The 22,424-nt window shown below is 68.8% G+C and carries 23 protein-coding genes; 16 read left to right on the top strand and 7 right to left on the bottom strand.

The window, feature by feature from the left end; genetic code table 11:
• Positions 1 to 33 precede the first annotated feature (33 nt).
• The 4 genes from SM754_RS08110 (at position 34) to SM754_RS08095 (ending at position 2,840) form a co-directional block, all read left to right on the top strand.
• Entirely contained in the window at positions 34 to 1,089 is a 1,056-nt protein-coding gene (locus tag SM754_RS08110; RefSeq protein ID WP_323675717.1) for a deoxyhypusine synthase, read from the top strand.
• 88 nt (positions 1,090 to 1,177) lie between these two features.
• Positions 1,178 to 1,642: a universal stress protein gene (locus tag SM754_RS08105; RefSeq protein ID WP_323675716.1), complete on the top strand. Its 465-nt coding sequence runs from the start codon at positions 1,178 to 1,180 to the stop codon at positions 1,640 to 1,642.
• Positions 1,643 to 1,708: 66 nt separating this feature from the next.
• Positions 1,709 to 2,368 (top strand): cyclase family protein, encoded by a 660-nt coding sequence (locus SM754_RS08100; RefSeq protein ID WP_323675715.1) that lies wholly within the window; start codon positions 1,709 to 1,711, stop codon positions 2,366 to 2,368.
• Between the two features lie 187 nt (positions 2,369 to 2,555).
• Positions 2,556 to 2,840, top strand: a complete 285-nt coding sequence (locus SM754_RS08095) for a hypothetical protein (RefSeq protein WP_323675714.1) — start codon at positions 2,556 to 2,558, stop codon at positions 2,838 to 2,840.
• Between the two features lie 265 nt (positions 2,841 to 3,105).
• Here the strand turns inward: SM754_RS08095 and SM754_RS08090 are convergent, their stop codons facing one another.
• The 3 genes from SM754_RS08090 to heR all read right to left on the bottom strand — a co-directional run bounded on the left by SM754_RS08090 (position 3,106) and on the right by heR (position 6,417).
• Positions 3,106 to 5,184 (bottom strand): hypothetical protein, encoded by a 2,079-nt coding sequence (locus SM754_RS08090; RefSeq protein WP_323675713.1) that lies wholly within the window; start codon positions 5,182 to 5,184, stop codon positions 3,106 to 3,108.
• 171 nt (positions 5,185 to 5,355) lie between these two features.
• Entirely contained in the window at positions 5,356 to 5,520 is a 165-nt protein-coding gene (locus tag SM754_RS08085) for a hypothetical protein (protein ID WP_323675712.1), read from the bottom strand.
• Positions 5,521 to 5,583: 63 nt separating this feature from the next.
• Positions 5,584 to 6,417: a heliorhodopsin HeR gene (heR, locus tag SM754_RS08080; RefSeq protein WP_323675711.1), complete on the bottom strand. Its 834-nt coding sequence runs from the start codon at positions 6,415 to 6,417 to the stop codon at positions 5,584 to 5,586.
• A gap of 421 nt (positions 6,418 to 6,838) precedes the next feature.
• On the opposite strand from heR, the gene SM754_RS08075 reads away from it, so the two are divergent.
• From SM754_RS08075 to SM754_RS08065, 3 genes are all read left to right on the top strand, one after another.
• The gene (locus tag SM754_RS08075) at positions 6,839 to 7,033 is read left to right on the top strand and encodes a cold-shock protein (RefSeq protein WP_227133759.1); all 195 of its coding nucleotides are present in this window, start codon (positions 6,839 to 6,841) and stop codon (positions 7,031 to 7,033) included.
• Between the two features lie 152 nt (positions 7,034 to 7,185).
• On the top strand, positions 7,186 to 7,383 hold the full coding sequence (locus tag SM754_RS08070; protein ID WP_323675710.1) for a heavy-metal-associated domain-containing protein: 198 nt from the start codon (positions 7,186 to 7,188) through the stop codon (positions 7,381 to 7,383).
• A gap of 286 nt (positions 7,384 to 7,669) precedes the next feature.
• Positions 7,670 to 9,025 carry a S8 family peptidase gene (locus SM754_RS08065; protein WP_323675709.1) on the top strand — a complete coding sequence of 452 codons (1,356 nt, stop codon included), beginning with the start codon at positions 7,670 to 7,672 and terminating at the stop codon, positions 9,023 to 9,025.
• A 16-nt stretch (positions 9,026 to 9,041) separates the two neighbouring features.
• Here SM754_RS08065 and SM754_RS08060 read toward each other — a convergent pair whose 3' ends face one another.
• Positions 9,042 to 10,286, bottom strand: coding sequence for an ornithine cyclodeaminase, nickel-pincer nucleotide-dependent (locus SM754_RS08060; RefSeq protein WP_323675708.1), 1,245 nt, complete (start codon positions 10,284 to 10,286; stop codon positions 9,042 to 9,044).
• A 151-nt stretch (positions 10,287 to 10,437) separates the two neighbouring features.
• Between SM754_RS08060 and SM754_RS08055 the strand changes: the two genes are divergently transcribed.
• Positions 10,438 to 11,037, top strand: a complete 600-nt coding sequence (locus tag SM754_RS08055; protein WP_323675707.1) for a class I SAM-dependent methyltransferase — start codon at positions 10,438 to 10,440, stop codon at positions 11,035 to 11,037.
• A gap of 145 nt (positions 11,038 to 11,182) precedes the next feature.
• Here SM754_RS08055 and SM754_RS08050 read toward each other — a convergent pair whose 3' ends face one another.
• Entirely contained in the window at positions 11,183 to 11,467 is a 285-nt protein-coding gene (locus SM754_RS08050) for a translation initiation factor eIF-1A (RefSeq protein WP_227133752.1), read from the bottom strand.
• Positions 11,468 to 11,606: 139 nt separating this feature from the next.
• Between SM754_RS08050 and SM754_RS08045 the strand changes: the two genes are divergently transcribed.
• Complete coding sequence (locus SM754_RS08045; protein ID WP_323675706.1) at positions 11,607 to 12,083, top strand: dihydrofolate reductase; 477 nt, start codon at positions 11,607 to 11,609, stop codon at positions 12,081 to 12,083.
• A gap of 135 nt (positions 12,084 to 12,218) precedes the next feature.
• Entirely contained in the window at positions 12,219 to 12,830 is a 612-nt protein-coding gene (locus tag SM754_RS08040) for a translation initiation factor IF-2 subunit beta (protein ID WP_323675705.1), read from the top strand.
• 146 nt (positions 12,831 to 12,976) lie between these two features.
• Here SM754_RS08040 and msrB read toward each other — a convergent pair whose 3' ends face one another.
• Positions 12,977 to 13,390: a peptide-methionine (R)-S-oxide reductase MsrB gene (msrB, locus tag SM754_RS08035; protein ID WP_323675704.1), complete on the bottom strand. Its 414-nt coding sequence runs from the start codon at positions 13,388 to 13,390 to the stop codon at positions 12,977 to 12,979.
• 113 nt (positions 13,391 to 13,503) lie between these two features.
• Between msrB and SM754_RS08030 the strand changes: the two genes are divergently transcribed.
• The 6 genes from SM754_RS08030 to bioD all read left to right on the top strand — a co-directional run bounded on the left by SM754_RS08030 (position 13,504) and on the right by bioD (position 20,674).
• On the top strand, positions 13,504 to 14,349 hold the full coding sequence (locus SM754_RS08030; RefSeq protein WP_323675703.1) for a COX15/CtaA family protein: 846 nt from the start codon (positions 13,504 to 13,506) through the stop codon (positions 14,347 to 14,349).
• A 226-nt stretch (positions 14,350 to 14,575) separates the two neighbouring features.
• Entirely contained in the window at positions 14,576 to 16,252 is a 1,677-nt protein-coding gene (locus SM754_RS08025) for a Na+/H+ antiporter NhaC family protein (RefSeq protein ID WP_323675702.1), read from the top strand.
• Positions 16,253 to 16,362: 110 nt separating this feature from the next.
• Positions 16,363 to 17,490 carry a biotin synthase BioB gene (gene bioB, locus SM754_RS08020; RefSeq protein WP_323675701.1) on the top strand — a complete coding sequence of 376 codons (1,128 nt, stop codon included), beginning with the start codon at positions 16,363 to 16,365 and terminating at the stop codon, positions 17,488 to 17,490.
• A 21-nt stretch (positions 17,491 to 17,511) separates the two neighbouring features.
• Entirely contained in the window at positions 17,512 to 18,612 is a 1,101-nt protein-coding gene (gene bioU, locus SM754_RS08015; protein ID WP_323675700.1) for a (S)-8-amino-7-oxononanoate synthase BioU, read from the top strand.
• Positions 18,613 to 18,731: 119 nt separating this feature from the next.
• Entirely contained in the window at positions 18,732 to 19,964 is a 1,233-nt protein-coding gene (locus tag SM754_RS08010) for an aminotransferase class I/II-fold pyridoxal phosphate-dependent enzyme (protein WP_323675699.1), read from the top strand.
• 5 nt (positions 19,965 to 19,969) lie between these two features.
• The gene (bioD, locus tag SM754_RS08005; protein ID WP_323675698.1) at positions 19,970 to 20,674 is read left to right on the top strand and encodes a dethiobiotin synthase; all 705 of its coding nucleotides are present in this window, start codon (positions 19,970 to 19,972) and stop codon (positions 20,672 to 20,674) included.
• A gap of 127 nt (positions 20,675 to 20,801) precedes the next feature.
• Here the strand turns inward: bioD and SM754_RS08000 are convergent, their stop codons facing one another.
• Complete coding sequence (locus SM754_RS08000; RefSeq protein ID WP_323675697.1) at positions 20,802 to 22,301, bottom strand: hypothetical protein; 1,500 nt, start codon at positions 22,299 to 22,301, stop codon at positions 20,802 to 20,804.
• Positions 22,302 to 22,424: the final 123 nt, after the last annotated feature.

Here is a 22,424-nt window from a genome sequence, read left to right as displayed (position 1 = left end):
TCGTTGAAACGCGTGGCCGTCGGACAGGGGAGCATGACCGAGGACACCCACGACGGCGGCGAGGACCACGACCACGACGACCACGAGCACGCGGAGCCCGAGCGGGAGACGTTCCATCACGACCCGATCGGGCACGCGGACGTCCGCGGCGGGATGACCGTCGGCGAGCTCGTCGAGGAGTACGGGCACGCGGGCATCGGTGCGGCGGACGTCAACGAGGCGGTGGACGTCGCCGCGGAGATGTTCGGCGACGACGACACGACGGTGTTCATGGGGCTGGCGGGCGCGATGGTGCCGACGGGGATGCGCCAGGTCGTCGCGGACCTCGTCCGGGACGGGTACGTGGACGTGCTCGTGACGACGGGCGCGAACCTCACGCACGACGCCATCGAGGCGATCGGCGGGAAGCACCACCACGGCGCCGAGGGCTGTCCCGGGAAGTCGGCGCGCGAGCACGACGAACAGCTCCGGGACGAGGAGGTCGACCGCATCTACAACGTCTACCTGCCCCAGGAGCACTTCGCGCTGTTCGAGTCCCATCTCCGGGACGAGGTGTTCCCGGAAATCGAGGAGACGGTGACGATCGCGCGCCTCTGCGAGGAGCTCGGGCGTGCGAACGCCGAGGTGAACGAGCGCGAGGGCATCGACGAGGACGCCGGATTGGCGGCGGCGTGCTACGAGCACGACGTCCCCGTGTACTGTCCCGCGGTCCAGGATTCGGTGCTCGGCCTGCAGGCGTGGATGTACACGCAGGTGACGGACTTCCAGTTGGACGCCACGGGCGACATGGGGCCGCTGACGGACCTGGCGTTCGACGCCGAGAGCGCGGGCGCGTTCGTCGTCGGCGGTGGCGTCCCGAAGAACTTCGTGCTACAGACGATGCTCGTGTCGCCGGACGCGTACGATTACGCCGTCCAGCTCACGATGGACCCGCCGCATACCGGTGGGTTGTCGGGTGCGACGCTCGACGAGGCGCGGTCGTGGGGGAAGCTCGAGAAGGCGGCGCGGAACGCGAGCGTGTACGCCGACGCCACCATCACGCTCCCGCTCCTGGCCGCCGCGGCACGGGAACGCGTCGGGAGCGAGTGAGGCCGCTCGAGGCCGGGTCCGAGCCCGACAGCGCGGGTTCCGTTCGTTCGGAGGTAGCTTCTTGGTCGCTGCGCGCCTCCATCTCGTTGTGACGTTACTCGTCCCCTACGACGGCTCCGCGCTCTCGAAGACCGCGCTCTCGCGCGCACAGACGTTCGCCGAGTACACCGACGACGACCTGCTCGCGCTCGTCGTCATCCCCGACGAACCCGGGTACGCGCACCGACACGCGTGGCTGGAGCCCGAGGACACGTTCGACGTCGGCGTCATCGAGCGGCGACTCACGCAGCAGATCCGTGACGTCGCGCCGGCCGCGGAGGTACGCGCGGAGTTCGTCGAGAACACGGAGCCGACGGCGGACACGACGACCGTGGTCGTTCGCGCCATCAAGGAGGTCGCTGCCGAGGTCGCGGCGCGCGTGGTGTTCGTCGGCAGTCAGAACGCGGGGAAGGTGACGCGACCGCTCGCGAGCATCGGCGGCACCGTCGCCGACGACGCGCGGTACGACGTCCACATCGTCCGGCATCCCGACGCGGAGTTCGCGGAGCGGTGAGCGTCGTCCCGTCGACGTCGCCGCGCAACCAGCATCGCTTTCTCGCCGGTGGGCGTCACCTCGGGCATGACGCTCTCCGACCTGACTCACAGTGTCGCCGACGGGATGCCGGTCTATCCGGGGACGACGCCCGTCGAGTTCGAGCAGACGACGTCGGTCGCCGAGGACGGTGCGCGAGCGCACGTGTTGACGCTTCAGACGCACGCGGGGACGCACGTCGACGCGCCGTGTCACATGCGCGAGGGCGCGTCGTGCCTGGACGCGTTCGCCGTCGACGACTTCCGGTTCGACGCCGTCGCCGTCGACTGCACCGGCCACGGCGCCCGCGACCCCATCACGGTCGAGGATCTCCCGGCTGCGAGCGTGGCGGCGGACGCGGACCTGCTCGCGTTCGCGACCGGGTGGAGCGAGCACTGGGGAACCGACCGCTACCGCGACCATCCCTACCTCGCCGGTGACGCGGCCGCGTGGTGCGCCGACCACGACTGCGCGGTCGGCGTCGAGGGGTTCAGTCCGGACCCGACGCCGAGCGCGAGCCCGGAGCGGGAGCGAGCCAGCGAACCCGACGGCTACCCGGCGCACGACGCGCTGTTCGCGGGCGGCCAGTTCATCGTCGAGAACCTCGCGGCCGTCTCGGCGCTCCCCGAGTCGTTCGTCCTGCACGCGTACCCGCTCCCGCTCGAAGGCGGCGACGGCTGTCCCGTGCGGGCGGTCGCCGAGCACTGACGACGTCGACCGCGGTCGCCACGGGGACGCGAACGGGGCGTCGTCCGGCAACCACGGCACCAACATGAACTTTTATTATAGACCGGGGCTGTGGTAGTGACACGATGAACGCAGTACACGCGGCACTCCCCCGCACCACCACGCCAGACCGAACCCGGAATACCACACCACCCACCCCGAACCCCACATGAGCACCCGAACCGACGCCACGTACGACGAGCCCGCGACCACGAGCCAGCGCACCGACCCGACGACCAGCGAGTTTTCCACGCGCCCCGAGGACCCGCGAGTCACCGGCGACGACGCGCGACCGACGACGCGCGACTCGCGGCCGACGAGCGACGACACACCCGCGCCCGACGAGAGCGTCCCGTGGACCGAGCGCTGCAAGCGCCAGTTCTCCACCACCAGCACCGCGCGGATGCGGAACCTCAACGACGACGAGAACCACGCGATGCACGACGGCGTCTGACCGCGACGGGATACGCGACGGCGGCTGACCGCAGAGCGATACACGACGACGCGTCGCACGTCCTCGCAGGACGAACGCGAGCGAAGGGAATCCTCAAGTCCACCGCGCCGGTACCGTCGACCGGCCGATGACGACCCCACCGGGCCGAGCCGGGGTGGCACCCGCGCGACGACGAGCCCTATGAGTACCGAGGCCGTTCTCCGAGCCGCTCCCCGCCAGCGGTGGCGCCGGCGGGCGACGGCCGAGTGGTCGGCGCCGAGCGCACCTACAGTTTCTCCGCTCGCTTCGCTTGCTCGGTGCGTTCGCGCGCTTGCTGGAGGCGTTTGTCGGTCGCGAGTCCGAGGTCGTCGGGGACGGCGTCGCTGGCTTCGGCGAGCTTGTCGGTGACGCGGTCGAGGCGGTCGACGACGGTCGCGAGCTGCTTGTCCGCGTTCTCGCGGTCGCCCGCGTCGGCGCGGTCGGCAGCGCGTTCGGCGGCGTCGACGACCGCGGCGAGCGCGTTCGCGAGTCCGTCCACGGAGTTCGCGCGGCCGTCGGCGTCGTCGGTGTCGACGGCCTCGACCTGCGCCTGGGTCTCCGCTGCGACGTCTGCGACGTACGTCGCGAGCGGCGTCTTCCCGGTCGTCGCGTTCTCGACGCGGACGCGGTCCTCGTCGCCGGGGTTGACGCGGAACGCGCCGACCTCGTCGTCGCCGTCCCGGACCTCGGTCGTGAACGCGCCGTCGCGATGCACGTAGAGCCCGTCGCGCTCGTCGATGGGGGCGTCGTAGAGCGTCCCGCCGAAGTCGTCCGCGACCGCGACCCGCGAGAGGTCCCGGTCGGTCTCCCGCCCGTCGACGTCGAGTTTCACGGCGTGCTCGCGGGCGACGAGCGGTATCTCGCCGTCGACGCCGGCGACCGTCGTCCCGCCGTCCTCTGACGACGACGCGCCACCGGCCGTCGACACGGGTTCGCTGTGCGGCGCGACCCCCGCGCCGTTCACCGTGAGCGTGTGCTCGCCTTCGGGGACGTCCCGGACGACGGCGACACCGCGGAACGTCGGAACGGCGACCGGGTCGCTCTCCAGGAGCGCAACCGCCTCGGTCTCGGTCGTCTCGGTCGTCACGCCGTCGCCGTCGGGGGCGTCGGGCGCGCTCACTGCGCTCGTGACGAACGCGACGACCCGGTTCGCGGGCGAGGGCTCGCCGATGGCGTCGTAGCGCTCGGCGAGCGCGCCGCGATGCCGGGGGTCGGTGATGTCGGTCGCGGGGTTCTCGTACCGCGGGTCGTCCCAGGGGACGCCCGTGGTCGTGATGTGACTCGCGAACGCGTCCTCTGCGAACGCCGGGACCGCGAACTCGAAGCTCAACTGCGGGCCGACGTGGTCGTCGATGTGCTCGAGGGCAGCCGTCGGGGCCAGGTCGTAGGTCTCGTCGGCGCTCCCGTCGTCCTGGTCCTCGTGCTCGAAGACGAGTCCGTTCTCGCGCGCCGGCAGGTCCTCGGGGGGTGAATCGAGCGCGTCGAACGAACGGACGGTGACCGCGTCGGGGACGAAGTCGGCGCTGGTGACGTCCGGGAGGCGTTCGTGGTCGTAGACGGGCGTCCCGTCGAGTTCCGGGACGGCGAACGGGAGCGCGAGCCCCTCGTCGCGCGGCAGCCCGTACGCGAGCGGGATGGCGGCGGCGTCCTCGACGCTATCGACGACGCTGTTCGTGACGTCCGCGACGTCGCCGTCGATGGGGAACCGCTCGAAGTTGTCCTCGTTCGCGTTCACGGACAGGCCGCTGGAGTGTGACCCGAGTTCCGAGAGGACGCGTGGCCGACCGTCGGGGTCGGGGTCGAGGAACTCGTTGTTCGGGACCGACCGCGAGTGCGAGCTCGCGACGTACAGCGCCGGGTCGCCGGAGTCCGTGTCGACGAAGACCTGGAGGAGCTCCCAGTCGTGCCAGTGGAAGTTCGTCGTGAACTGGTCGAACGCCGAGTAGAACCAGTACTGGACGACCGCGAGCGGTGCGTTCGCGTACTCGCGGACGTTGTAGAACACGCGCGGTTCGGGGGGGTCGCGGTACCCGCCGGCTTCGACGTAGCCGTTGAGCGCGTCGAACCCGTCGACGATCGTGTCGCCGTCGTGCTCGCGCTCGAACTGTCGCGGGTCGGTCGGGAACCACCGTTCGCGCCCGTCGAAGACGAGCGTCGGCGTGAACCGTGCGGCGAGGTCGCGAGCGCGGTCGTCCTCGACGGTCGTGCTCTCGGCGTCGTCGCCCGCCTCGAGGAGCGAGCAGCCCGCGACCGAGGTGGCGGCGCCGGTCGCCGCAGCCGCGAGCACGGCTCGTCGCCCGACGTCGCCCCGGTCGTTCGCAGTCATCGACTCACCCGCGGCGTCGGCCGCGTCGCTGGAGCGTTCGCGCGGGACATACGTCGTTCGAACGGGACGATTGGAAAGATACGCTACCCTAAGTGACTCGGAGCACATAGTTTCGTTCCTCGCGGCCGCGTCACGACGAGGGGCGCTGGAGGAGGCCGTGGCCGGACTCTCTCAGGACGGGTGCTGGTGGCGGAGTCGCTGTGCGATACCGTCGGGGACGGGAAGTCCGCAGTCGCCGCACACCCAGTTCGCGTGTCGGCCGCCGGGGCGACGGTCCATGTCCTGCCGGTAGCGGAGGCGCGCACCGCACTGGCAGGTGTGGGTCGAGAGCGCCATACGTGGTCGGTAGGACGCGATAGCGTGAAAAGTGACTCGGCGAGAGGAGCGCGAGCGGTGCGCTCAGATCGGCGAGTTCACCGTGCCGAAGTACACCTGCCACGCGAGCAGTGACTTCGCGACGAGACTGAGCACGATGTACGCGCGCTCGCCGAACAGGTAGTCCTCCCAGCGCCAGGTCTCGCGGTACTGGAGGATCATGTTGATCGCGAAGAAGTTGAAGAACACGAAGATGGACGCGAAGATCGCGATGACGAAGTCCGGGACCTGACCGTTGCTCGCGACGATGGACCCGCCGAGGGAGATGCCGATGACGACCCACGGGACGACCCCGGCGAGCGTCCCGATGAGGTACGTCGTCCAGTCGGTCCGGTCGGTGGTCTGGTTGTGTCGCTCCATCGCGAGCCCGGAGAGGTTCATGACGGCGACGAGCCCGAAGAGCGCGACGAGCGTGCCGACGTCCCAGATGCCGGCGAGCATCGCGATGACGACGATCATGAGCGACGCGCTCACGGCGTACTCGTACCACCGGTAGGGGTTCATGCCGCGGTCGAGGGCGGCGACGTAGCTGTCGTAGCGGACGGTCGCGACGATGGCGTGAGCGAGCGCGGAGATGAGGAGGAACCCGGCGACGAGCAACGGCAGGGTGACCTCCGTCCAGAGGGCGCTCGTCGGGACGATGGCGTCGGTCACTGGATTCAGTTCGTATCGCGTGAACGTGAGCGGCCACTGGACGGGTTCGGCGATCGCGAGCATGGCGGCGCCCTGGACGAAGTGGAGGACGGCCATGACGGCGTTCCAGCGTCGGAGGCGCTTGTAGCGCGGGAGCGCCGACAGTTCGGCAGTCGATTCCGCGGTCGACGCGTCGGCGCTGTCGGGTGTCGGACGGGCGGACATACGGCTCACATATATGTGAACAGACACCATAACCCTTCGTGCGAACCGCGCGTCGCGGTGGTGTGACGCCGCGGGGGTCGAACCAACGTTGAGTATCCTCACGTCGAGCGACCACCACGTCGAACGTCCCTCACACCGGGTGCCGCGAGTACACGTGTCGTGGCGATGAGTGCCAGCGAGCGCCGGAACGCACCACGGAGCGACAATGCGTGGGAATGAATGCCAGTCGCCCGCGAACTGTGGATGCATCGATAGTTCGAACCGGTCGTGACTGAACGGTCACCGAGACGCAGCTATCCCGACACATCGAGAACAAATATCCAAAGTAAGCAGATGTTAGAAAACGCACGTAGCCTGTTCTCCGTTTTTAAAGGACAAATACACAAACCTTATCCGTACTGTTGTCCTTCGTTCAATTGCAATGGCAAACGGTAAGGTTGATTTCTTCAACGACACAGGCGGCTACGGTTTCATTTCCACCGAGGACTCCGACGACGACGTTTTCTTCCACATGGAAGACGTGGGCGGCGAGGACCTGACGGAAGGCACCGAGATCGAATTCGACATCGAACAGGCCCCCAAGGGCCCCCGCGCGAAGAACGTTCTTCGCGTCTAATTCAGGTTCACGCCGTCGCCTAACGGCGACGTTTCAGACCTCGATTCTCTCAGACACCACCACCCGAGAGCGCTCGCGCCGTCGACCGTCGACGACACCGAGCGTTCGAGCAGTCCGTCAATCGTTTCACGCTCGACACCCACCGGTCGGGTATGACGACAGATCTCACCGTCACCGGGATGTCCTGTGAGCACTGCGAGCAGACCGTCGAGGACGCGCTCGCTGACGTGGACGGCGTCACCGACGCCAGCGCGGACAACGAGGCCGACACCGTCACCGTGGAGGGCGACGCGGACGTCGACGCGCTCGTCGCCGCCGTCGAGGACGCGGGCTACGACGCGACCGCCTGAAGACGACTACGGCAGCGACGACGGGAACTCCTGAGCGAGCGCTCGACGGCCGAGCCACGGCCACGAGTCGGACAGTCGTCTTCGCGGCGCCACGGACGGTCGTCAGTCGTCGTCACCGCCTTCGATGACGGCGTTCGAACCGCCGCCGGGCGACGATACGACGGGCGTATAGAGCCAATACCTATCTCCAAGTGATATTTTCAGCAAATAGTACCGGTGCCGCGTCGGTTTCGGTGGTCGGTAGGGATGAAATACCAATACCCGCAGCGTCCGCACGTCGACGCGCATGGTAGATATCGACAGGCGCACGTTCCTGACGGTCAGTGGCGCGACACTCGGTGGCATCGCGACGGGATCGACGGTCACCGCGGCGACGCGAACCGACCGGTTCATCGTCCAGACGAAGAGCAAGGGCCGACTCGACGGTCTCGACGTCGTCCACGAGATGCCCGGCGTGAAGTACGCAGTCGTCGAAGGGAGCGAGAACGAGCTTCGGCGGTCGAAGCGCGTGAAGGACTTCGCGCCCGACGTCGAGATCACGCTGAACGAACCCGAGGCGAACGCGCAAGCTCCGACGTTCGAGGCCGCTGACGCGAGCGACTACGAGGGCCAGCCCGGTGACTTCTATCAGTGGGACAAAGCCGACCTGAACGTCCCGGAAGCCCACGAGACGACCGAGGGTGAGGGGACGCGCGTCGCGGTGATCGACTCCGGGGTGCTGGAGACGCACCCGGACCTCGCCGGGCCACTGAACCTGGACCTCTCGCGGAACTTCACGGGCGACGGCGGTGACCACAACCCCGTCGGCGGCGACGACCACGGCACGCACGTCGCGGGCATCGTCGCTGCGGACAACGGCGGCGGCATCGGCGTGAACGGCACCGCCCCGAAGACCGACCTCGTCGACTGCCGCGTTTTCTCTGGAGAGGGCGCGTCGTTCGCTGACGTCGTCGCCGCGGTCGTCTACAGCGCGAACGTCGACGCGGACGTTGCGAACCTCTCATTGGGTGCGTACCCGATCCCGCGTCAGGCCAACGGGCAGTTCTACGGCAAAGTGCTGAACAGCGCGATGACGTACGCGAACAAGGAAGGCACCCTGCTCGTCATCGCCGCCGGGAACGACGAGGCGGACCTCCAGCACGACAAGAACTTCATCAGCCTCCCGAACGAGGGTGCACAAGCGGTCTCGGTGTCCGCGACCGGCCCCATCGGATACGGGTGGGACGCCGACGGCGACGGCGAAGTAACGGACCTCGCTGCACCGCCGGAGAGCCCGGCGTTCTACACGAACTACGGGACGAACGCCGTCACGCTCGGTGCGCCGGGCGGTGACGCGGACTCCGACGCTATCGGGACTGGTGTTCCCTGGTTCAACGACCTCGTCTTCAACACCGTGTTCACCTACGAGGACACCGACGGCGACGGCGAACCGGACACGCAGGTGCCGGGGTACGGTTGGAAGGCTGGGACGTCGATGGCGTCGCCGAACGTCGCGGGTGCGGCGGCGCTCGTCAAGTCCGCGAATCCGAACTACAGCGCGAACCAGGTCGAGGCGGCGCTCAAGCAGGCCGCCGACGTCCCCGAGGACTACGACAAGGCGTACTACGGGAGTGGGTACCTGAACATAGTCGACGCGCTCTGACGCGAGCGCTCCCCGTTCAGTCGTCGGTCGCGTCGTCGAGGAGTTTGTCGGCGAGCGTCGGGACGAACGTGCCGACGTCGGTCACCATCCCGACCGCCTGCGAGCTCCCGCGGTCGAGTAGTTGGGTGACGGTCGAGGGGTCGATGTCGACGCAGACGACTGGGGTCGTCGACGGGAGGCAGTTCCCGACCGCGACCGAGTGCAGGAGCGTGGAGAGCATGAGGACGACGTCGGCGTCGTGGGCCTGTTCGCGGATGGCGTTCTGGGCGTCGACGGCGTCAGTGATGGTGTCCGGGAGCGGGCCGTCGTCGCGGATGCTGCCCGCGAGCACGTAGTCGACGTCGTGCTGGATGCACTCGTACATCACGCCCGAGTCGACGATGCCCGTCTCGACCGCCGCCTCGATGCCGCCGGCGCGGATGACCTCGCTGATCGCGTAGATGTGATGCTTGTGGCCCTTCCGCGGGCTCTCGAGGGTCTCGACGTCGAGGCCGAGGCTCGTCCCGTACATCGAGCGCTCCATGTCGTGGACCGCGAACCCGTTCCCCGTGGATAAAGCGTCCACGTAGCCCTCGCGGACGAGTTCGGCGAACGCCGGCCCCGCCCCGGAGTGCAGGAGCGCGGGGCCCGTGACCGCGAGGACGCGCCCGCCATCGGCTTTCGCCTCGCGGATGACGTCGGCGACGTCCTCGATGAGGCTCTCGCTCGGGCGCTCGGGCGACACTCCGCCCTGCATGAACCCGAACGGGCCGCTGTCGCCGCGCGGCCGGTCCGGCGGGTCGACGCGCACCCCGAACTCGTCCGTGACGACGAGGTCGCCTTCCTCGATGGCGTTCAGGACCTTCGTATACGCTCGCGGCCCGCCGTCCGCGTCGGGGTCGACGACGATCGCGCAGTCCATCTCGATATTCTCGACGGGCAGCCAGTCGCCGTCGTGCCGGACCTCGGTCGGGTGGTTCGTCGTCGAGTAGAACCCGGTCGGGACGACCTGATCGCCGGGCGCGGGTTCGAGCTGGGCGTCGTGGGGGTCCGGGACGGTCGCACCGGTCTGGTGGAGCTCGTGGAGTATCTCGTGGAGGGTCGTCTCGTCGTCCGCTTGGACGAGCATCCGGCAGTACGACTCGGCCATCTTGTGGCGGCCGACGTCGAACTGTTCGACGTCGAAGTCACCGCCCATCTCCATGATGGTCGTCATGCATCGCTGGAGCGTCCCGGAGTCGATGACGTGCCCTTCGAGCTCGATGGGGCGTGCGACGGTCATGCTCGTTCGGACGGCCACCGACGCCTTGAGCGTTCGGCCCGCGACAGACGCCGCGTCCCGACGGCCGGGACGCGGACCGGTTGCGGACCGGTCGGCGAGCCGGTGGAGGGTCCGCCATCGCATCTAAACGGCTCCACGCCGTACGGGGTTCATGAACCGGAACGACGTGCGGCGGGCGTGGGACGCGGTCGCGGAGACGTACGCCGAGTCCCGCGACCCGACCGGGAACGACGCCGACCTCGTCGAGGAGCTCCGCGAGTACCTCCCCGACGACCCGGTGGTCCTCGACGTCGGCTGCGGTGACGGCGCCCGGACGCTCGCGAACCTCCCCGCGGACGCCATCGGCGTCGACGTCTCCCGACGCGCCCTCGAACTCGCGTCCGAGACCGTGCCGGCGGCGAGACTCCTCCAGGGCGACATGACGAACCTGCCGCTGGTCGACGACAGCGTCGACGCCATCACCGCCTACCACGCCGTCTTCCACGTCGCGCGCGACGACCACCCCGAGGTCTACCGCGAGTTCGCTCGCGTTCTCAAGCCCGGCGGATACCTCCTCATGACACTCCCGACCGGCCGGTTCGAGACCGTCCGCGAGGACTGGATGGGCGGCCGGATGTTCTTCTCCGCGCCCGGCGAGCGCGCGACCGTCGACCAGCTCGAGGCGGCCGGGTTCGGCGACGTCCATCGCGTCACCGCGGACGACCCGCTCGGCACGAAGAGCCTCTTCGCGTTCGCGACGCTCGACGAGTGAATTCAAACCCCGACCGGCGTTCGCGGGACCTGCGGCGGTCGGACTCCGCGCTTCGAGGCGGGTCGGTCGAAGAAGGTTTGGTCGCTCGAACTCGGCCGCGAGCGGTCGCTCGTCGCGCCGACGTCCGGCGGTCAGCTAGGAGAAGTCAGTCGATGTGTCCTTCCGCGCGCAGCTGGTCGGCGTCCTCGTCGGTGTACCGCCACTCGACGTTCGCCTTCTCGTCCTGCCAGTCCCACGGCTCGGCGATGACGACGTCGCCCTCGTTGATCCAGACGCGGTACTTCATTCGACCGGGGATGCGGCCCATCCGGTCCTCGCCGTCGGCGCAGCGGAGCTGCACGTGGTTGCCGCCGTTGTGCTCTGTCACTACGGCGAACACTTCGTCGTCGTTGGGCATTCGGAGGTTCTTGCGCCCAGTATTTTCACTCACAGTCGCTATTAGGGAGAGATAGACTTAAGTATGTTGATTGGCGTGCCAGCACGCCGCACGGCGGCGCCCGTACCGATTCAGCGCCGGCGACCCGTCGGAAGTCGAGACGTTCACGGCAGTCGCCCCCGTAGCCGGCGACATGCAGATAATCTCCGTCGCGGCCGTCGCCGAGAACGGCGTCATCGGGCAGGGAGACTCGCTCCCCTGGCACCTCCCCCACGAATCGAAGCGGTACCGCGAGCGCGTCACCGACGACGTCGTCGCGCTCGGCCGGCACACGTTCGAGCTGTTCGACGACGTCCCCGGACGCGACCAGGTCGTCCTCTCGCGGACCGAACGCGACTGGCCGCAGGACACCGCCCATCACGCGAGCGACGTCGACGACGCCGTCGCGACCGCGGACCGGCTCGACGGCGACGTGCTCTACGTCCTCGGTGGGAGCGCCATCTACGGCCTCTTCCTCGACGTCGCCGACCGCCAGCTGTTGAGTCGCGTCCACGGCGAGTACGACGGCGACGCGTACTACCCCGACTTCGACGAGGACGACTGGGAGCTCGTCGAGACGACCGAGTACGACGGGTACGCGCTCGAAGACTGGCGTCGCCGGGACGACTGACGGACTCGTTGCCCGACGAGCGCGCCGAGACGACTGACGGACTCGTTTCCTTTTCGTAGATCGGCCTGGAGTGGCCGTGCGACGCGTCCACGCTCGTCTCGGAGGGGCTTTACGTACCCACGTCGTCACGTACGTATGGAATACGCTACAGCGCTCGACAGAGCCTACGACGTGCTGCCCGAGACACCGCGAGAAGGCGGTGACCGTCTGCAGGTCCCCGACCCGGAGGGGCAGACCGACGGTGCGTTCACGCGCCTGACGAACCTCGAAGCCATCTCGAAGGCCCTCAGCCGCGACGCGGATCACCTCCACCGGTCCATCCAGCGCGACCTCGGGACGAGCGGGCAGTTCGACGGCTCCACCGCTCGCTACAGCGGGTCGTTCGACATCGCCGACTTCCAGGCCGCCATCGACGCGTACGTCACCGAGTTCGTCACGTGCAGCGAGTGCGGCCTGCCGGACACGCGCCTCGTCACCGAGGACGGCGTCGACATGCTGCGCTGCGAGGCCTGTGGTGCGTTCCGGCCCGTCGCGAAGTCCTCGAAGCAGTCCTCCTCGACGGTCACCGAGGACGTCGAGTCCGGCCGCACGTACCAGGTCGAGATCACGGGGACCGGCCGGAAGGGCGACGGCGTCGCGAAGAAGAACGGCTACACTATCTTCGTCTCCGGCGCTCGCGAAGGCCAGGTCGTCGACGCGTACATCGAGTCCGTCAGCGGCGACCTCGCGTTCGCGCGCGTCGCCTGACCCGACGGCCGACAGTCGGGACCCACGACCAGAACTCGGCGACGGTCGACCGACCGAGAACGACGCTACTGCGGTCTTCTTCGCGGGACTCGACGGCGAGCCGTCGGCCCGCTCCGTCGACCGTCGCCGAGATCGTCCGCGAGGGCTTATTCGTCGTCGTCGAACTCGATGGAGACCGAGTTGATGCAGAACCGCTTCCCGGTGGGTTCGGGTCCGTCGTCGAAGACGTGCCCGAGGTGGCTGTCGCAGTTCGCGCACACGACCTCGATGCGCTTCATGCCGTGAGAGAGGTCCTCTCGCTTCTCGATGTTCGCGTCCTCGGCGGCGTGGAACGACGGCCAGCCGCAGCCGTGGTCGAACTTCGTCTCCGAGTCGAACAGGACCTCGCCGCAGCCCTTGCAGCGGTACTTCCCGTCCTCGAAGTGGTCGACGTAGTCGCCCGAGAACCGCGCTTCGGTCCCGGCTTCTCGCATCACGTGGTAGGACTCGTCGTCGAGGCGCTCGCGCCACTCCGCGTCGCTCTCTGGGACGTCGCGCTCGCTCGCATCTGACTCGCTCATGGCCACCGGTAGGCGTCGGAGGGCAATAAACGGTCGCCGGGCGACGTGGTTCGCGAGCCGAACGGCGCTGCGAGAGCGAGCGACGTAAGTACACCCTGTCCGAAGACGCGCGTATGAACGACGAGCGCGACAGCTACCTGTCCGCGCGCGGGTTCCGGCGACTCGCCGCGGTGACGGTCGGCGCCACGTTCCTCACCATCCTCCTGGGTGTGTCGACGAAAGCGACCGGTGCGGGACTGGCGTGCCAGGCGCGCTGGCCGGTCTGCGACGGCGGGTTCCTGAACCTGTTCCCGCGGTCCGTGCCGAGTTCCTTCGAGATGATCCATCGCGTGGTCGCGGGCCTCACCGGGCCGTTCATCCTCGCGACCGCCGTGCTCGCGTGGGTCGACGACCACGGCCGCGGCGTCCGACTGGCGGCGACCGCGGCGCTCGCGCTGCTGCCGCTGCAGGTGTTCCTCGGCCGGCAGACGGTCCTCGAGTTCACCGGCCCCATCCTGTTCCTGCACTACTGGACGGCGATGAGCATCTTCGCGGGCGTGGTCGTCGCGACGGCGCTCGTCCTCCGCGACGTCGTCGACGTGAGCGCGTACCGGCGTGCGCTCGCGGTCGCCGCGGTCGCCCAGCCGGTGCTCGTGCTGTTCGGCGCGCAGGTGCTGTCGCGGTACACGCCGCCCGTGCAGACCGCGCACTACGCGGTGTCGCTCACCATCCTCGCGGCGCTCGCGTTCGCGGTCGTCGGCGGGTGGCGCGTGCTGGACCCGCGGGCTCGCTGGCTCGCCGCCGGCGCACTCGCGGTGTTCCCCGTCCAGATCGCGTTCGGTCGCGTCGCCGTCGGCGGCGCCAGCGGGACGGTACTCGCCGCGCACGCCGTCGCCATCGGGCTCGTGTTCGTGCTCGCGGTCGGCGCCGCCCTGGTCGCGTATCGCGTCGCGCCGGGCGCACGGCCGACCACCGCCTGAACGCCTCACGCCCGGCCGAACGGCCTCGACCACCGTCCGAGCGACCTCGACTGCCGTCCGATGACCCTCGACCGGCCTCTGAACAGCCTCGGCGGCCGTTCGAACGCGCCTGACTCGCCGTGCCCGAGCATATAAATCAGCGCGTGCAGTGACCATGGTCGCCTCTTGTATCACACGAATCCGGAAAACGATTTTAAACCGTCCGGCCGTTGCTGGTTGACGAACCATGGCGGTAGAGAGCATCGATGCAGGCGCATGGTCACTCGTCCCGCCGTTGCTCGCCATCAGTCTGGCGTGGTACACGCGGGACGCACTCATCGGGCTGTTCGTCGGCATCGCCACAGCCGGCCCGGTCTACGGCGCGCTGTCACCGGAGGCCGTCGGCGTCCCGCCCGACCTCGTCGGGAGCGCGCTCGGGGACCTCGTCGGCGGGATGTACGGGCTCCGGCTCGTCCCCGAGATAATCGCGACGGCGCCGCTGTTCTCGTCGGCGTGGTACGTCGAGAACGTCCTCATCGCGCTGTTCGCCATCGGCGGGATGATCGGGCTCATGATACGCGCCGGCGCGCTCCAGGGCGTCGTCGAGGCGCTCGCGGAACGCGTCGACGACGACGCCGGCGCGGAGAAGGCGGCGTTCCTCGCGGGCATCGCCATCCACATAGACGACTACTTCAACTGTCTCGTGGTCGGCTCGATGATGCGGCCGTTGACCGACAAGTTCGACGTGTCGCGCGCGAAGCTCGCGTACTACGTCGACAGCGCGGGCTCCCCGGCCGCCCGGCTCGCGTTCTACTCCACGTGGGGTGTCGCACTCGTCGGGTTCATCGGCGGGGGACTCGAAGCGGCCGCGCAGAACGGCCAGCTCACCGGCAGCCTCTCGTCGATGGTGACGACGAACGCCGACGGCCAGGCGACCGCCGCCGTCAACGAGGTCTGGCCGCTGTTCCTGAACGCGCTGTTCACGGGGTTCTACTCGTGGATCGCGCTGTTCATCGCCGCGGGCGTCGCCTGGCAGGTCGTCCCGAACTTCGGGCCGATGCGCGAGGAGGAGCGCCGTGGCCGCGAGGAGGGGAAGGTCGTTGCGGACGACGACGACCCGATGATCTCCCGCGAGATGGACCAGTACGAGATGAGCGACGCGGCGACGCCGGACTGGCGGAACTTCGCCATCCCGCTCGGCGTGATGATCGCGGTCGCGCTCGGGTCGATGTTCGTGACCGCGAGCCCGTGGCTCGTCGCGGACTCGATGAACGAGGCGTTCGCCGTCGGCGGGTTCGCGCTGATGCTCCCCGGGAGCGGCGCGTGGTCGTTCTCGCCGGGCGCGTTCCGCCTCGGGCTCGCCGCCGTGACCGCGCTCGTCGTCGCGTTCGTCCTCTATCGCGCGAAGGGCGACATCCCGACGAACGACGACGCGACGACCGCACTGACCACCGGCATGAAGGGAATCTTCCTCGCCGCGCTCATCCTCACGTTCGCGTCGAGCATCCAGAACGCCGTCACCGTCCTCGGTATCGGCGGGTTCGTCTCCCAGTGGTTCAATGGCGTGCCCGCGTTCCTCATCCCGCTCGCGCTGTTCCTCGTCACCGCGTTCGTGAGCTTCTCGGACGGGTCGTCGTGGTCGACGTACGGAATCATGTTCCCCATCGCCGTCCCGGTGGCGCTCACGACGGACGCGAACCTCGTCCTCGTGCTCGGCGCGGTGTTCTCGGGCGGCATCTTCGGCGACCACTCGTCGCCGATCAGCGACACGACCGTGCTGGCGTCGTCGACGAGCGGGAGCGACCACATGACTCACGTCCGCACGCAGATACCCTACGCGGCCGTCACCGCTGGCGGTGCGGCCGTGCTGTTCGTCCTGTTCGGACTCGTGCTTCCCGAAGGGTTCCGCATCATCCCGTACTGACTGCACGGATTCGGGGTGCGGGTTCCGTTCGGGATGGGGGTCGCGTTCGCCCGGTTCGTTTCGGTCGCCAGACCCCAAGCATTATAGTCTCGTCAACCGCGAGCTAGCGTGTGGTTTACGAGACTGGGAACCGGACGGTGGACGACGCCGTCGAGCGCGTGCTCGCCGGCGAGGTCCTCGACCGACGCGACGGCCTGGCGCTGATAGCGCAGCCGGTCGAGGCGCTGGCACCGGCCGCGGACCACGTCCGGAGCGAGTTCGGCGACGACACCGTCGACGCCTGCTCCATCGTGAACGCGAAGGCCGGGAACTGCGCCGAGGACTGCGGGTTCTGCGCGCAGTCCGTCCACTTCGACACCGGCATCGACACGTACGGACTGCTGGACCCCGAGGAGATACTCGACGCCGCGAGGCGCGCCGAACGCGACGGCGCCCAGCGCTTCGGCATCGTCGTCGCCGAGAAGGGCGTCTCGAAGGAGCGTCGGCCCGACGAGTGGGACGACGTGATACGCGCCATCCGGCTCGTTCGCGACGAGACCGCCGTCGAGGTCGACGCGAGCCTCGGCATCCTCACCGAGGAGGAGGCCGGCATCCTCGCCGACGAGGGCATCAATCACTACAATCACAACATCGAGACGAGCCCGCGGTACTTCCCGGAGATCGTCGACACCCACAGCTTCGAGGACCGGGTCGCGACCCTGGAGGTCGCGAAGGACGCCGGGATGGACCTCTGCGCGGGCGTCATCCTCGGGATGGGCGAGAGCCCGACCGACCGCGTCGACGCTGCCATCGCACTCCAAGACGTCGGCGTCTCCAGCCTCCCCGTGAACGTCCTCAATCCCGTCGAGGGCACCGCGATGGGCGGTATGGACTCGGCGGATATCTCGACCGAGGCGATACTGAAGACCGTCGCCGTCTACCGGCTGCTCCACCCGCACGCGAGAGTGCGGCTGACGGGTGGACGCGAGGTGAACCTCGCGATGGACGAACAGCACCTGCCGTTCGAGGCGGGCGCGGACGGCATCCTCACCGGCGACTACCTCACCACGGGTGGGCAATCGGCCGGCGACGACATCGAGATAATCGAGCGCGCCGGCCTGGAACCCAACCGGGACGTCAACGACTTCGACCCGGACGCGGTGAAGGCCGCAAGCGACGACGACGCGACCCCAGAGGCGCCACCCGAGACCGCCGCGGGGACCGCGACGAGTACCGCCAGCCAACCAGACGACGACTGAACACGCGAACCCGACTTACGCATGACCGACGACATCACGTTCGCCGTACTCGGCACCGGTGGCATCGGCCGACGAACGCTCGAGGTATCGCAGCACAAGGACGGCGTCACGCCCGTCGTGGCGTGCGACCGGAACGGCATCGCGGTCGACCACGACGGCCTCGACGTCGACGAACTGCTCGACGCGACGGAGGGCAATATCGCGAGCGAGGAACGGTACGACGACAAGGCGGGTGCAGGCGATACGACAGGGAACGACGGCGGTCCCGTGACCGATGGCGGGACCGCGGTCAAGCAGCACGGCGAGGACGCCGGCGTCGTCGCGAGCGCACAGGCGGAGCCGACGGATTCGCCCATCCAGGACGTCATCGACGAGACCGTCGCGGAAGGCGTCGACGCGGTCCTGCTCGCGCTCCCGAACCTCGAACACGACTTCATCCCGAACGTCGCGGAGCGGTTCGCGGACGCGGGCTACGACGGTGTCGTCGTCGACGTCCTGAAGCGCTCGCGGGTCATCGAACTGCTCGACGAGCGCGAGGCGATGTTCCGGGACGCCGGGATGACGTTCGTCTGCGGCGCCGGTGCGACGCCCGGGTTCCTCACCGGTGCGGCGGCGCTGGCCGCGCAGTCGTTCGTCGACGTCGAGTCCGTCGACATCTGGTGGGGGGTCGGCCTCAAGTCGGGATACGAGGACAACCGCGGGACGGTCCGCGAGGACATCGCGCACCTCGACGGCTACGACATCGAGACCGCCCGCGAGATGACGGAGGCGGAGATCGAGGCGCTCGTCGACGAGCACGACGGTCGGTTCGAATTCCACGACATGGAGCACGCCGACGACGTCCTCCTGGAGCGCGCCGGCGTCTGCGACGCCGCGGACGTCTCCGTCGGCGGCGTCCTCGACGTCCACCAGGACGAGAAACCGACGACGACGACCGTCGAGGTCACGGGGACGACGTTCGACGGGGAGACGGCGACGAACACGTTCGAGCTCGGCGACGCGACGAGCATGGAGGCGAACGTGAACGGGCCCGCGCTCGGGTACATGCGTCGCGGCGTCGAGATGAACCGCGACGGCCGCGCCGGCGTGTTCGGCCCCGCGGAACTGATGCCCGGATTCTAGCGCCGACGGGCGACGTCGCTCGCGGCCCCGGCAGCCGTTCGTTCGGGCACGACGCCGTCCTCGCGGGGCGCGCCCGATACCGGGAAGCATATCACATCGGATTCGAGTTACTGGGGTAGATGAGTGGGACGGACGACGACGCCGGCGTCGACGGGGGGGCGTCCGACCACGGGTTCGACGTCGCGCGACGCGTGGCTCGCATCCGCGAAGCGAATCTGTACCGCGACCTCCAGCCGACCGACGTCGTCGACTCGACGGCGTACTTCGCGCCCGACCCCGGCGGCGACCTGCCGGTGCTGTCGGGCGAGCGCGAGCTCGTGTTCGCGTCGAACAACTACCTCGGGCTGACCCAGGACGACCGCGTGCAGCGGGCGGCGGCCGAGGCCGCGGAGACCGTCGGCACCGGCGCCGGCGGGAGCCGCCTCGTCACCGGCGACACGCTCGTGCACCGCGACCTCGAAGCGCGCCTCGCGGAGACGAAGGGCACCGAGCGCGCGCTCGCGTTCTCCTCGGGGTACGCGGCGAACGTCGGCACCATCACCGCGCTCGACCCGGACGTCGTGTTCTCTGACGAACTGAACCACGCGAGCATCGTCGACGGCTGTCGGCTGAGCGACGCCGAGGTCGTCGTGTACGACCACTGCGACCCCACCGACCTCCGCGCGAAGCTGGCAGCGTGTGATACGCCCGGGTCGTGGCTCGTCGTCACCGACACCGTGTTCTCGATGGACGGTACCGTCGCACCGCTCGGCGCGGTGTGCGACGCCGCCGAACGCCACGGGGCGTGGGTGATGGTCGACGAGGCGCACGCGACCGGCGTCCACGACGACGGCGGCGGTATCGTGCAGCGCGACGGGCTCGCGGACCGCGTGGACGTCCAGCTCGGCACGCTCTCGAAGGCGCTCGCGAGCCAGGGCGGGTACGTGGCGGGGAGCGACGAGCTCGTCGAACTGCTCGTGAACGACGCGCGGTCGTTCGTGTTCTCGACGGGGTTGACGCCGACCGCGGCGGCGGCGGCGAGCGAGGCGCTGCACATCGCACGTCACGGCGCCATCCGCTCGCGACTCTGGGAGAACGTCGCACACCTCCGCGAGGGGCTCACGGACGTCGGGTTCGACGTCCAGGGTGACTCCCAGATACTGCCGGTGATGGTCGGCGACCGACGGGACGCGCTCGACCTCGCGAACGCGGTCCGCGACCGCGGCGTGCTCGCGCCCGCGATCCGTCCGCCGACGGTCCCCGAGGGGACGAGCCGTATCCGCGTCGCGCCGATGGCGACCCACGACCGCGTCGACATCGAGGACTGCATCCTCGCGTTCAAGGACGCCGGGGAAGCCGTCGGCCTCCTCTGACGACGATGCCGACCGATACCACCACCACGACGCTCGCGGTCGTCGGCACCGGCACGGGCGTCGGGAAGACCGTCGTCACCGCCGGCCTCACCGGACGGCTCCGGGACGCCGGCGTGGACGCGCTCGCGGTCAAGCCCTGCCAGAGCGGCCATCCGCCCGACGACGACGCGGCGTTCGTCCGCGCCGCCTGCGAGGACCCCGACGCGGCGGTCTGCCCGCAGTACCTCGAACCGGCGCTCGCACCTCGTGTCGCCGCCGAACGCGACGACGTCGACCTCTCGTACGAGACGGTGCGCGACGACGCGGCGAGCGCGCTCGCCGGGGCGGGCGACGTCGGCCTCCTCGAAGGAATCGGCGGCCTCCGCGTCCCTCTCGCCGGCGATCGCGAGGTCGTCGACCTCGTCGCGGACCTCGCCGATGCCGCCGTCGTCGTCGCCCGCAGCGGCCTCGGCACCCTCAACCACAGCGCGCTCACCGTCGACGCGCTCCGCGCCGTCGACGTCCCCGTCACGGGCGTCGTCCTGAACGACCACGCCGACGACACCGTCGCCGAACGCACCAACCCCCGCGAGCTCGAACGCATGACCGGCGTCGCCGTCCACACGCTTCCCCACCTCGCCGTCGACGACGACCCCACCGCCGCGGTCGCCGGCGTCCGCGAGCACCTCGACGCGAACGTCTACCCCCAGGACGGCTCGTTCTCGAACTGACAACCCGGCGGCGTCCCACCCTCACGCGACTCGAACATCCCACAGCACGGCCGCTACCGGTCCAAGGACGCCACAGCGCGGTCGCTATCGGGCTCGAAGAAACGGAGGGTGAGTCGGTCGGTGGTGTCTACGCTTCGGCGCGAACGAACCCGGAGCCGGCGACGAGCGCGTCCTCGTCGTCCTCGACGGAGTCGCTCTGGGTCTCGTCCTCGTCGGTGTGCTCGATGACGACCCCGGTCGTGTCACCGCTCACGGTCGTCTGGCTCGTGAAGTCCTCGTGGCCGGCGAGCACGACGACCGTCTCCTCGGAGACCTCGACCATCCGGAACGTCTCGTCGGGCGAGTCGCCGTAGACGCCGTTGTTCTGCGAGCCCTGCGCTTCGAGCCAGTCCCCGAAGACGGACTCGAACTCGGCGGCCTCGGTGGCGTTGTCGAACCGGATCGCCCACCCGTAGCCGGTCTTGTAGTTCCCGGCAGCGGAGTACGACGTGTTCTGGAACGTGATGGCGCCGTCCTGACCCCAGCCGGCCGCGCCGCGAGCGGCCTCGTCACCGCTGACGCCCGAGCGGAGCGCCGACCGGAGGAACAGTTCGCCCTTCGTCTTCGCCGACGACGGCGTCGCCCAGTCCGAGGACACCTCGCCGTCGACGCTGAGGTTCTTCGGGAGTTCCTCGTCGGGCGCGTACTTGTGGATGATCTGCTCCATGGAGACCGGCGGGTTGTTGTAGATCTTCTCGAAGTTCTCCGTGGAGCCGTTGAGGTACCAGCGCGTGTAGTGCGAGCCGGCCACGTACGGACCGAGCTGGTTCATCGAGTACGCGTTCGCGTTCGACCACGCGGTGAAGTTCCGCATCGCGTCCGGGTTGTCCATGTACTCTCGCTGGTACTGACTCTCGAAGAACGACGCGGAGCCCTCGATCATCGCGGATTCCACGTTGTTGGCGTTCACGCCCTCGCTGGAGAGGTTCTTCGCGAGCCGCTCCTGGCTCCCCTGGTGGAACTGGATGGCGTGCAGGAACTCGTGCGCTGCGGTGACCTCCGCGTCCTCGGCGGTGTACTGGATGCCGAGTTCCTCCTGAAGCGCGGTGTCGTTCCAGAGGCCGATGTAGTTCATCGTCACCGCCGGACTGACGGTGCCGTCCGGGTTCTTGTTCGGCGACGCGTACCCGGGAACGTACACGTTCGGCGTGCCCTCGGGCGCGATGCCCATCGTCGCGCCGAACGTGTTGTTCGAGAAGCTGAAGTCGTACCGGGAGGTCCCACGTGCCGGAATCGAGTTCACGGTCGGGCCCTTGTCGATGTCGACGCCCGCCATGTCGGCGACGTTCCGGTAGACCTCGTCCGCGTCGAACGGCAGGCACGCGCCGGACTCGCGGACGATGTCGTCGTCGTCCTCGCCGCTGTACTTGCAGTTCTCGGTCTTGACCTTCGGGTAGTCCTCGCCCTCGGTCGTCGTCGGTTCGGTCGTGGTCGTGTCGTCGGTGCTCTCGGTCGTGGTCGCGACCGTCGTCTCCTCGACGGTCGTGTCGTCTGTCGGTGCCGTGGTCTGCGTGCTGGTTCCGCCGCTACAGCCGGCGAGGACCATCGTGGCCGCGAGGACCAGGGCGATGAACGTTCGGTTCGTCATCAAAAACTATCTCGAACACGGGAGTTTCTGGCATTAACTGTTGCGGTATGAATTCACACGAAACCAGCTGCAAGTTTCTCGGAGTGGCCACCGGCGGCCATCACGAGTGGTGACAAGCCGTCG

Origin of the sequence: Halorubellus amylolyticus, assembly GCF_034808145.1 — an archaeon.
In the GTDB taxonomy this organism is placed as follows: Archaea; Halobacteriota; Halobacteria; order Halobacteriales; family Natrialbaceae; genus Halorubellus.
Note: the sequence above shows the minus strand (reverse complement) of the source record. Positions and strands in the feature narration are given on the sequence as shown.